The sequence below is a fragment of the Streptomyces sp. XY431 genome (assembly GCF_001279805.1).
GTDB classification, from domain to species: domain Bacteria; phylum Actinomycetota; class Actinomycetes; order Streptomycetales; family Streptomycetaceae; genus Kitasatospora; species Kitasatospora purpeofusca.
In genome coordinates this window covers 1-12583 of sequence record NZ_LGDO01000119.1, presented here as the reverse complement: position 1 = coordinate 12583, position 12583 = coordinate 1, and the positions used below count along the sequence as shown (strand labels likewise).

General features: G+C 75.9%; 2 protein-coding genes. Both read left to right on the top strand.

The features are described 5' to 3' along the window. On the top strand, positions 1-10760 hold a 10760-nt coding region (locus ADK60_RS15560), incomplete at its 5' end, for a type I polyketide synthase (protein WP_053646566.1). A gap of 16 nt (positions 10761-10776) precedes the next feature. Next, positions 10777-12583: type I polyketide synthase (locus ADK60_RS15555; RefSeq protein WP_079008391.1), on the top strand; the 1807-nt coding region annotated here is incomplete at its 3' end.

The following is a 12583-nucleotide window of genomic DNA, read 5'->3' as shown; positions in this document are numbered from 1 at the left end:
CGTGGGCGGGGCGGTTGTCGGTGGCGGCGGTGAACGGGCCGTCGTCGACGGTGGTGTCGGGTGACGCGGACGCGGTCAGGGCGCTGGTGGACGTTCTGGTCGGTGAGGGTGTGCGGGCGCGTGTGATCGAGGTGGACTACGCGTCGCACTCCGCACATGTCGAGGAGATCCGCGAGCGTCTGCTGTCCGACCTTGACGGCATCACCCCCCGCTCGGGTTCGGTGCCGTTCTACTCCAGCGTGACCGGCGGCCTGTTGGACACGAAGTCTCTCGACGCCGGGTACTGGTACCGCAACCTTCGGGAGACCGTCGAGTTCGAGCGGGCGACCCGCGAGCTCCTCGCGGCCGGGCACCGCGTCTTCGTCGAGTCCAGCCCGCACCCGGTGCTGGGCGTGGCGGTGGGGGAGTCGGTGGAGGCCGCCAACGCGGAGGCTGCGGTGCTGGGGACCTTGCGCCGTGAAGAAGGCGGCCTGGAACAGGTGCTGCGTGCGGTGGGCCGTGGGTGGGAGTGCGGACTGGCGGTGGACTGGTCGGGTGCCTTCCCGGGGGCGCGGCGCGTCGAGCTGCCGACGTACGCCTTCCAGCGGCGGCGCTACTGGCTGACGGCCTCCGCCGCCGTCCCGTCCGCCCCCGCCGAGGACCGCTGGGACGACCTGGAACGCGAGGACCCCGCCCAGCTCGCCGAAGCCCTCGGGGTCGGCCGTGCAGCCCTGGACGAAGTCCTGCCCGCCCTGGCGGCCTGGCGCTCCGCCAGGAACCGTGAACGCAGGGCGGAATCCTGGCGCTACCACGTTGCCTGGGCGCCCCTGTCGGTCGCGCCGGCGGACGGTCTCCCCGGCCGCTGGCTCGCCCTGCGTCCCGAGCGCGACGACGCGGCGGCCGTCCTGGACACCCTCGGCGAGGCCGGAGCCGACCTCCTCCCCTGCGTCGTCGCCGATCCGGGTGCGACCCGCGAACAACTGGCCGCTCTGCTCACGACGACCGCGGGGGAGCAGCCGATCGCCGGCGTGCTGTCCCTGCTGTCCTGGGAGGAGCGTTCCCACCCCGACCACCCGGACCTGCCCGGTGGTCCGGCGCTGACCCTCGCGCTGATCCAGGCGCTGGAGGACACCGGCCTCGATGCGCGGCTCTGGACGCTGACGAAGGGAACGGCGGTCCTGGGCGGCGCGGAGCGGCCCGGACACGTCGGTCAGGCCGCGTCCGCCGCACTGGGCCGGACGGCGGCGCTGGAGCATCCGCATCGCCGGGGCGGTCTGATCGACCTGCCGGAGGTGCTGGACGTACGGGCCGCCCGCCGCCTGTGCGCGGTGCTCGCGGGAGCCGCGGCCGACGAGGAGCAGGTGGCGGTGCGCTCCACCGGGGTCCACGGACGCCGTCTCCGGCCCGCGTCGCCCGCGTCGCCGAGGGCCCGTGAGGGTAGCGCGGCCGTCCGGGTGCGGACGCGACCGCGATGGCAGGGCACGGTCCTCGTCACCGGTGGCACCGGTGGCGTCGGCTCGCACACCGCTCGCTGGCTCGCGGGCCAGGGCGCGGAGCGGCTGCTGCTGGTCGGCCGTCGCGGTGCCGACGCGCCCGGTACGGACGCGCTGCGGGCGGAACTGACGGCGCTGGGCACCGAAGTGGCCTTCGCGGCCTGCGATGTCGCCGACCCGGCCGCACTGGCGGTGCTGGTCGCCGACATACCGGCGCGGTACCCGCTGTCCGCCGTCTTCCACGCGGCGGGCGTCCTCGACGACGGTGTGCTCGACGCGCTGGACCCCGCGCGGCTCGCCGTGGTGCTGCGCGCCAAGCTGACCGCCGCACGGAACCTGCACGAGGCCACCGCCGGTCTCGACCTGTCGGCCTTCGTGGTGTTCTCGTCGGTGATGGGCGTCGTGGGCAACGCCGGGCAGGGCAACTACGCGGCCGCCAACGCGGCTGTCGACGCACTCGTCGCCTCCCGCCGGGCCGTCGGGCTGCCCGGCACGTCCGTGGCCTGGGGCGCCTGGGCCGGGCCCGGCATGCTGGCGGACGATGTCGCCGCACGGCTGCGGGACTCGGGCATGCCGGTGATGGAGCCGGAAACGGCCGTCACCGCGATCGGCCGGGCACTCGCGGAGGACGACGCGCTGGTCGTGGTCGCCGATGTCGACTGGAGGCGCTTCACCACGGGCATGGGCCCGTGGTCCGCCGCCCTGCTCGACGGGATACCGGACCCGGCCGCCGCGAGGCCCGTCCCGGACACCACCGCACCGTCGCCGGCCCGGGCGGGCGGCGGCTCCGCCGACGTCCTGCGGCAGCGGATCGCCGTACTGCCGCGCCACGAGGACCGGGTCAGGACCCTCACCGAACTGGTACGCACCCACGCGGCGACGGTCCTGCGCCACCCCGACGTCGACACGGTCCAGCCCGGTAAGGCGTTCTCCGCGCTCGGCTTCGACTCGCTGACCGCGGTGGAGCTGCGCAACCGGCTCGCAGCCGCAACCGGACTCGCCCTGCCCGCCACCGTCCTGTTCGACCATCCCACAGCGTCGGCGCTGGCCGACCGGCTGCTCGCGGACCTCGACCTCTCCCTGCCGGACGCGGCGAGCGGCACCACCGGGTCCGTCGGCACCGGGGCGGGCCGGTCGGCGGAGCCCGGCAGCAACGAGCCGATCGCGATCGTCGGCATGGGCTGCCGCTTCCCCGGCGGGGTCGTACGGCCCGAGGACTTCTGGCACCTGCTCTCGAAGGGCACCGACGCCGTCGGCGACTGGCCGTCGAACCGGGGCTGGGACACCGAGGGTCTGTACGACCCGGACCCCGACCACGCCGGTACCACCTACAGCAGGCAGGGCGGCTTCCTGCACGACGCCCCCGAGTTCGACGCGGAGTTCTTCGGCATCTCGCCGCGCGAGGCCCTGGCCATGGACCCGCAGCAGCGGCTGCTGCTGGAGACCGCCTGGGAGGCGGTCGAGGGCGCCGGGCAGGATCCGACCGCACTGAAGGACCGGCAGGTCGGCGTCTACATCGGTACCAACGGCCAGGACTACTCCGCGCTGCTGGAGGGCGCGGAGGGAGTGTCAGAGGGTCATCTGCTGACCGGGAACACGGCCAGCGTGCTCTCGGGGCGGCTGTCCTACGTCCTCGGCCTCCAGGGGCCCTCGCTCACCGTCGATACCGCGTGCTCCTCGTCGCTGGTGGCGCTGCACCTGGCCGTGCAGGCACTGCGGCGCGGTGACTGCGAGCAGGCCCTCGCGGGCGGGGTGACGGTGATGAGCACCCCGCGGCTCTTCGTCGAGTTCAGTCGTCAGCGCGGGCTCGCCGCCGACGGACGGTGCAAGGCGTTCTCGGCGGAGGCGGACGGCACGGGCTGGGGCGAAGGCGCCGGAGTGCTGCTGCTGGAGCGCCACAGTGACGCCCTGCGTCACGGCCACCCCGTTCTCGCGCTGATAAGCGGCACCGCCGTGAACCAGGACGGTGCCAGTAACGGGCTCACCGCTCCCAACGGCCCGTCCCAGCAGCAGGTTATCCGCGCCGCCCTGGCCGACGCCGCGCTGCGCGCCGACCAGATCGACGCGATCGAGGCCCACGGCACCGGCACGAGGCTCGGCGACCCCATCGAGGCGCAGGCGCTCCAGGCCGTCCACGGACCGGCGCGTCCGGCGGACCGTCCGCTGTGGCTCGGCTCGGTGAAGTCCAACATCGGGCACACCCAGGCGGCGGCCGGGGTGGCCGGGGTGATGAAGATGGTGCTGGCCATCCGCCACGGCGAACTGCCGGGGACCCTGCACGCCGGGACGCCGAACCCGCACGTGGACTGGTCCGGCGGCGGCATCCGCCTGCTCACCGCGCAGACCCCGTGGCCGGAGACCGGGAGCCCGCGCCGGGCGGGCGTGTCCTCGTTCGGCATCAGCGGCACCAACGCGCACGTGATCGTCGAGCAGGCGCCCGCCATCGCGGTCGTGCCCGCCCCGGACCCGACCGCCACCCCGGACCGGACCGGCGCCGCGGTCGTGCCCAGCGCGACCGTGCCCACCCCGGACGCGGCCACCGCGACGGCAGCCACGACGGCCGTCGCGGCGGTCGACGCCGGCGCCACCGCCATCCACACCGCCCGTCGTACCGGCCCGCCCGTGCCGCTGCTGCTCTCGGCCGGCACACCGGAAGCCCTGCGGGCCCAGGCCGCCCGGCTGGTGGGCCGGCTCGATGCCGACCCGGACGTCGAACTGGCGGACGTCGCCTACTCGCTCGCCACGGGACGGGCCCCGCTCGAACACCGGGCCGCCGTCCTGGGTCGGGACCGGGCATCCGTCCGGCGCTCGCTCACCGCACTCGCGCGCGGCACGGCAGCGGGCCGACTGCTCACCGGCGGCGCCGTGCGCTCCGGCCGGACCGCCTTCCTCTTCCCGGGACAGGGCAGCCAGCGGGCCGGGGCCGGCGCGGAGCTCTACCGCGCGGACCCGGTGTTCGCCGACGCCCTCGACGAGGTGCTGACCGCCCTGGACCCGCACCTCGACCTGCGCCTGCGCGACGTCCTGTTCGCCGAGCCCGGAACCCCCGGTGCGGAGCTGCTCGACCGCACCCGTTACACCCAGCCCGCGCTGTTCGCCCTGGGGACGGCGCTGTTCCGGCTCGTCCGGCACTGGGGCGTACGGCCGGACCTGCTGATGGGGCACTCCATCGGCGAACTCACCGCCGCCCACGTGGCGGGCGTGCTGGACCTGCCCGACGCCTGTGCGCTCGTGGCGGCCCGGGGACGGCTGATGGACGAACTGCCCGGGGGCGGGGCGATGGTGGCGGTGGAGGCCACCGAGGAGGAAGTGCGCCGGGCCCTGCTGGACGACCGCGCCGGGCACCCCGTTCCGGAGCGGGAAGCGGACCTCGGCCGGAACACGGGCCGGGAGGCGGGGCAGGACGCGCTGGACATCGCCGCCGTCAACGGGCCCACCTCCGTGGTCCTGTCCGGTGACGCGGACGCGGTACAGCGCCTGGCCGGGGCCTTCCGCTCCCGAGGACGACGCACCCGGCGCCTGAGCGTGAGCCACGCGTTCCACTCCGCCCGGATGGACGGAATGCTCGACGCGTTCCGGGACGTGGCCGAGTCGCTGACCTACCACGCGCCCGGCATCGGGATCGTCTCCAACCTGACCGGGCGTACGGCCACCGCCGCAGAACTCCGCTCCCCCGACCACTGGGTACGCCACGTCCGGGGCACCGTGCGCTTCCTGGAAGGGGCCCGCCGGCTGCGGGCCGAGGGTACGACGACGTACCTCGAAATCGGACCGGGCGGTGTGCTGTCGGGCATGCTCCACGCCTGTCTCCCCGACCCCACCTCCGACCCCACCTCCGACCCCAGCTCCGACTCCAGCTCCGGCCCGGGCGGCGCCGGGACGGTGCCGCTGCTGCGCGACGGCCGGGGCGAGTCGGACGCGGTTCGCACCGCACTCGCCTCGCTGCACCTGCGCGGCGTGGCGGTGGACTGGTCGGCGGGTTGGAGCGGCACCGACGTGCGGCGGGTCGACCTGCCCACCTACGCCTTCCAGCGCAGGCGTTTCTGGCCGGAAGCCGCACTGGACCCGGCCCCCGCCGCCTGGCGCTCCCGCCGGGGGACCGCCGTCCCCGCGGTCCCCGTCGGCCCTCAGCGCTACCGCATCGCCTGGGAGCCGCTCACCGCGCCCGCGCAGCCCGCCCTCTCCGGTCGCTGGCTGCTCGTCACCCCGGACGGACCCGGCACCGAGGACACCGCACTCGCCTGCGAACAGGCTCTCGCCGGACACGGCGCCGACGTGGTCGTGATCCGGGTCGGGGCCGCCGTCGAACGCGCCGAACTGGCCCTGCTGCTCCCGGAGTGCGGCGCGCTGGAGGGCGTCCTGTCCCTGCTGGCCCTGGCCGAGGGACCCCACCCGGGCCTGCGGACGCTCGACGCCGGCCTGACCGGGACCCTCCTGCTGCTCCAGGCCCTGGGCGACAGCGGCATCGACGCACCTCTGTGGTGCGCCACTCGCGGCGCCGTGGCGGCGCGCGGCACGGAGGAGGTCCGCCCCGAGCAGGCCCAGGTGTGGGGCCTGGGCCGGGTGGCGGCACTGGAGCACCCGCAGCGCTGGGGCGGCCTGGTCGACCTGCCGGACCTGCTGGACGGGCCCGCGCTGGACGGGCTGTGCGCGGTGCTGGCCGGACGGGACGGCGAGGACCAGGTGGCCGTACGAGGCCCGGAGGCGTTGGGCCGTCGGCTCGTCCCCGCGCCGGCGCCCGCGACACCCACGCCCGCACCGTGGACGCCGCGCGGCACGGTCCTCGTCACCGGCGGCACCGGTGGCCTCGGCGCCCAGGTGGCGCGCTGGCTGGCCGAGCGCGGCGCGGAACACCTCGTCCTCCTCGGCCGGCGGGGCCCCGAGGCCCCCGGGGCCGACGCGCTGGTCGACGCCCTGGCGGCGCTCGGCGCCCGGAGTACCCTGCTGGCCTGCGACGTCGCCGACCGCGCCGCGCTGGAACGGGTGCTGGAGCGGCTGAGCGACGAGGGCGACACCGTACGGGCCGTGGTCCACGCCGCGGGCCTCACCTCGGACACCGCGCTGATGGACTGCACGCCGGAGGAACTGGCCCTGCGGACGGCGGCCAAGACGCGTGGCGCGGCCCACCTCGACGTCCTGTTCGAAGGCCGCCCGCTGGACGCCTTCGTCCTGTTCTCCTCGATCTCGGGCACCTGGGGCAGCGGCGGACAGGGCGCGTACGCGGCGGCCAACGCCTACCTGGACGGCCTCGCCGCGGCGCGGCGCGGGCGGGGCCTGACGGCGACCTCGGTGGCCTGGGGCCCCTGGGCCGGCGCGGGCATGGCCGACGGCGCGGTGGGCGACGGCCTGCGCCGCCACGGGCTGGTGCCGATGGCACCTGCGGCGGCGCTCTCCGCGCTCGGCCTGGCACTGGCCCTGGACGAGGGTGAAGCGGTCGTCGCCGAGCTGGACCGGGCCCGCTTCGTGCCCACCTTCGGTTCGGTGCGGGACAGCGCGCTGCTGCGCGGTCTGCCGGCCGCCGCGGAGTCCCGGGCGGCGGACGGCGGCCCCGCGGACAGCTCCGCCGGGTCCGGGCCCGGCACGGGCGGCGACCCGTCGTTGCTGCAGCGGCTGCGCCGACTGTCCGAGCCCGAGGGCCGCAAACTGCTGACGGAACTGGTCCGGAGCGAAGCGGCCGTCGTACTGGGCCACGACCCGGCCGCCGGCTTCGTGGCCGACCGTCCGTTCCGCGAGGTGGGCTTCGACTCGCTCACCGCCGTCGAGCTCCGCAACCGGCTGGTCGCGGCCACCGCCCTGCCGCTCGCGCTCACCTCCGTCTTCGACCACCCGACGGCGGCCGCCCTCGGCGCGCACCTCTTCGCCGGGCTGAGCGGCACAGCACCGGACGCCGACAGCACGACCGGTACGACCGGCACCACCGCGACGGACTCCGCGGGCGCCGTAGGCGCCGCGGCCGGGTCCGCGGCGGCCGACGAACCCCTGGCGATCGTCTCGATGGCCTGCCGGTTCCCGGGCGGCGTCCGCTCGCCCGAGGACCTGTGGCGACTGGTGGCCGGCGGAGTGGACGCGGTCGCCGCGCTGCCCGCCGACCGCGGCTGGCCGCTGGACACCCTCTACGACCCGGACCCCCTGCACCCGGGCACCTTCTACACCACGGGCGGCGGATTCCTGGACGGGGCGGCCGAGTTCGACGCGGAGTTCTTCGGCATCTCCCCGCGCGAAGCACTGGCCATGGACCCGCAGCAGCGGCTGCTGCTCGAAACCAGCTGGGAGGCACTGGAGCGGGCCGGACTCGATCCCGCGTCGGTGCGCGGCAGCGAGGGCGGCGTCTACGTCGGCGTCGCCGCCCAGGGCTACGGCACCGGCCCGCAGGACCCGTCCGAGGAGGTGGAGGGGCACCTCCTCAGCGGTACGGTCACCAGCGTCGCCTCCGGCCGCATCGCGTACACCCTCGGCCTCGGCGGCCCCGCCGTGACCGTGGAGACGGCCTGCTCGTCCTCGCTGGTGGCACTGCACCTGGCCGGCCAGGCCCTGCGGGCCGGTGACTGCTCGTTCGCGCTGGTCGGCGGCGCCGCGGTGATGGCCAGCCCGGACGTCTTCGTCGAGTTCAGCCGTCAGCAGGGCCTGTCGCCCGACGGCCGCTGCCGCTCCTTCGCCGAAGGGGCGAACGGTACGGGCTGGGGCGAAGGGGTGGGTGTACTGCTCGTGGAACGCCTCTCCGACGCGCGCCGCCTCGGGCATCCGGTCCTCGCCCTCGTCCGGGGCACCGCGGTGAACCAGGACGGTGCCACCAACGGCCTCACCGCCCCGAGCGGCCCCGCGCAGCAGCGGGTGATCAGGGCCGCGCTGGCCACGGCGGGACTGTCCGGTGCCGACATCGACCTCGTGGAGGCGCACGGAACCGGCACCGTGCTCGGCGACCCCATCGAGGCGCAGGCCCTGCTGGCCACCTACGGCCAGGACCGGCCCGCCGACCGCCCGCTGTGGCTGGGGTCGCTGAAGTCGAACATCGGGCACACCCAGGCCGCCGCCGGGGTCGCCGGGGTCATCAAGACGGTGCTCGCACTGCGGAACGGCGTGCTCCCCGCCACCCTGCACGCACAGGAGGCGTCCAGCCGGGTGGACTGGTCGGCCGGCGCGGTCCGGCTGCTCGCCGAGGCCCGCCCCTGGGACACTCCGGACGGGGACCGGCCGCGCCGGGCCGGCGTCTCCGCGTTCGGCATGAGCGGCACCAACGCCCACGCCGTTCTGGAGGAGGCAGCCGCCCCCGACGAGGCCCCGCTGCCCGAAGGCACCTACGGCGAACCGTCCGAGGACACCGGGGCCACCGTCCCGTGGCTGCTCTCCGCCACGACCCCTGCGGCCCTGCGCCGCCAGGCGCGCCGACTGGGCGAGCACCTGCGGGCCGACCCCGACGGGGGTGCCGCCGGCCCGGCCCGCGCGCTCGCCACCACCCGCCCGGCCCTGGCGTTCCGGGCGGCCGCCACCGGCCGCGACCGCGACGCGCTCCTCGGCTGGCTGGACGCCCTCGCGGCGGGAGAGCCCGCGCCCGACGCCGTGCAGGACCGGGCGCGCGGCGGCCGTACGGTCTTCGTCTTCCCCGGCCAGGGCTCGCAGTGGGCCGGCATGGCCGTGGCGGCGCTCGACACCTCCGCGGCGTTCGCCGCCGCCGTCGACGCCTGCGAACGGGCGCTCGCCCCGCACACCGACTGGTCCCTGACCGGGGTGCTGCGCGGTGCCCCCGGCGCACCGACGCTCGACCGTGTGGACGTCGTCCAGCCGGTGCTCTTCGCCGTGATGGTCGCGCTGGCCGCGCACTGGCGCGCCACCGGGGTCACCCCGGACGCGGTCGTCGGACACAGCCAGGGCGAGATCGCCGCCGCCTGCGTCGCCGGAGCGCTGTCGCTCGACGACGCGGCCCTCGTGGTGGCCCTGCGCAGCCGGGCGCTGCTGAGGCTGGCCGGACGCGGCGGCATGGTGTCGGTCGCCGCCTCCGCCGAGCGGACCACGAGTCTGCTGCCCGTCGGCGGACGCGTCTGCGTGGCCGCGGAGAACGGCCCCGGAGCCGTGGTCGTCGCCGGGGAGCCCCAGGAGCTGGCCGCGCTGCTCGCGGCCTGTGAGCGGGAAGGCGTCCGGGCCAGGACGATCCCGGTGGACTACGCGGCCCACTCGGCCCAGGTCGCCGAGATCGAGGAGGACCTGCGCGAAGCCCTCACCGGGATACGCCCCCGCGCCTCGGCCGTCCCGATCTACTCGACGGTGACCGGCGAACCCGTCGCCGGGGAGTCGCTCGACGCCGCCTACTGGTACCGCAACCTGCGCGAGCCGGTCGACTTCGTCGGCGCGACCCGCGCCCTGCTGGACGCGGGCCACACCCTGGCCGTCGAGGTCAGCCCGCATCCGGTGCTGCTCGCCGGGATCGAGGCGGTGGCCGCTGAGGCCGGGCGGGAGGTGTCGGCGGTCGGCACGCTGCGGCGCGGCGACGGTGGCCGGGACCGGCTGCTGGCCTCACTGACCGAGGCGTGGGCGGCCGGCGGCGGTCCGGTGGACTGGTCGCCCTGGACGGGGGACCCCGGGCCGGGCGGCCCGGCAGCACTCCTGCTGCCGACGTACCCCTTCCAGCGCGACCGGTACTGGCTGCCCACACCGGGCCGGACGGCCGCCGCGGCCGTCACCTCGGTCACGACCTCGGTACCGGCCGAGGGGACCGCGCGGGCCGCGGGCGACGACGACGGTGCCCCCGCGGAACGGCTGGCCGCCCGGCTGGCCCCGCTGGACCGGCGGGCACGCCGTCAGGCGGTGCTCGACCTGGTCGCCCGGCACGCCGCCGCGGTCCTCGGCCATCCCGGAGCCGGTCCGGTGCGCCCGGAACGCTCCTTCTCCGAGGTCGGCTTCGACTCGATGCTCGCGGTGCGGTTCAGGAACGCGCTGTGCGAGGCCACCGGGCTGACCGTCCCGCCGACGGTCGTCTTCGACCACCCGACGCCCGAGGCGCTCGCGGAGTACCTGGACGCGGAGCTGTCCGCCGCGCCCGAACCGCCGTCGCCGCTGCTGGCCGAGCTGGACCGGCTGGCCGCGCTGCTCGCGGCCGTCCCGCCCGGAGCGGCCGACACCGACGGGGTCGGCGAACGACTGGACGAAATGCTGCGCGGCTGGGGCCGGCGCGCCGGCGCACCGGGCGGCGGGGCACTGCCGCCCGGACCGTTGGACGACTTGGCCGCGGCGACGGAAACGGCGACAGCGGACGAGCTGTTCGCCCTGATCGACAACGACTTCGGAAACGCCTGAGAGAGAGCTGGCCCTGATGTCCGACGACAAGAAGCTGCTCGAGTACCTCAGGCGCGCCACCGCGGACCTCGGTGACGCCCGGAGGCAGCTGCGCGAGGCCGAGCAGGCCCGCCACGAACCGATCGCCATCGTCTCGATGGCCTGCCGCTACCCCGGCGGCGTCGACACGCCCGAACTGCTGTGGGACCTGGTCTCCCGGGGTGCCGACGCGATCTCCACCTGGCCGGTCAACCGCGGCTGGGACCTGGAGGGCCTGTACGACCCGGACCCCGAGCGGCCCGGCACCTCCTACACCCGGCACGGCGGCTTCCTCCACGACGCGGCCGAGTTCGACGCGGAGTTCTTCGGCATCTCGCCGCGCGAGGCCCTGGCGACGGACCCGCAGCAGCGGCTGGCACTGGAGACCGCCTGGGAGGCGGTCGAGCGGGCCGCCATCGACCCCCGCACACTGCGGCGCACCGGCACGGGTGTCTTCCTCGGGGCGATCGGCAACGGTTACGGCGCGGGCTCGCGCCACCTCCCCGAGGTCCAGGGCCTGCTGGACACCGGGACGGCGAGCAGTGTGGTCTCCGGCCGGATCGCCTACACCCTGGGCCTGGAAGGGCCCGCGGTGACCGTGGACACGGCCTGCTCCTCCTCCCTGGTCGCCCTGCACCTGGCGATCCGGGCCCTGCGGGCGGGCGACTGCACCCTGGCCCTGGCCGGCGGGGTGTCGGTGATGGCGACCCCCGACGCGTTCGTGGCGTTCAGCCGCCAGCGCGCGTTGTCGGCCGACGGCCGTTGCAAGGCGTTCGGGGCCGACGCGGACGGGACCGGCTGGTCCGAGGGCGTCGGCGTCCTGCTGCTGGAGCGGCTGTCGGACGCGCGGCGCAACGGGCATCCGGTGCTGGCGGTGGTGCGTGGTTCCGCCACGAACCAGGACGGTGCGAGCAACGGCCTGACGGCGCCGAGCGGTCCGTCGCAGCAGCGGGTGATCCGGGCGGCGCTGGCGGACGCGGGGCTGTCGGCGTCCGAGGTGGACGTGGTGGAGGCGCACGGCACCGGTACCACGCTGGGCGACCCGATCGAGGCGCAGGCGCTGCTGGCCACGTACGGTCAGGACCGGCCCGCCGAACGACCGTTGTGGCTGGGCTCGTTGAAGTCGAACATCGGCCACACCTCGGCGGCGGCCGGAGTGGGCGGCGTCATCAAGATGGTGCTGGCGATCGAGCACGGCGAACTGCCCAGGACCCTGCACGCGGACCGGCCGACGCCCATGGTCGACTGGTCGTCGGGAGCCGTGGAGGTCCTCTCCGAGGCCCGTACCTGGGACGACACGGGACGCCCGCGCCGGGCCGGGGTGTCCGCCTTCGGTGTCAGCGGTACCAACGCGCATCTGATCCTGGAACAGGCCCCGACGGAGGAAGCCGAACCGGTGGCCGAAGCCGAAGCCGAGGCCGGTGGCGATGCGTACCCGCTGCCCTGGGTGCTGTCGGGGCGTAGCGACGAAGCGCTGCGCGACCGGGCGGTCCAGCTGCTGGCACACCTGGGTGCCGCTCCCGGACCTCTGCGGGCCGCCGACACGGGCCGCGCGCTCGCCCTCACGCGCACCGCGTTCGAGCGGCGGGCCGTGGTCGTGGGCACCGACCCGGACGGGCTGATCGACGGCGTGAAGGCCCTGGCCGAGGGCCGGACGGTGCCGGGGCTGGTACGGGGCGACGGGGTGTCGTCGGGTCGTTCGGTGCTGGTGTTCCCGGGTCAGGGTTCGCAGTGGGTGGGTATGGCGGTGGGGTTGTTGGCGGGGTCGGAGGTGTTCGCGGGGCGGATGGCGGAGTGCGAGCGGG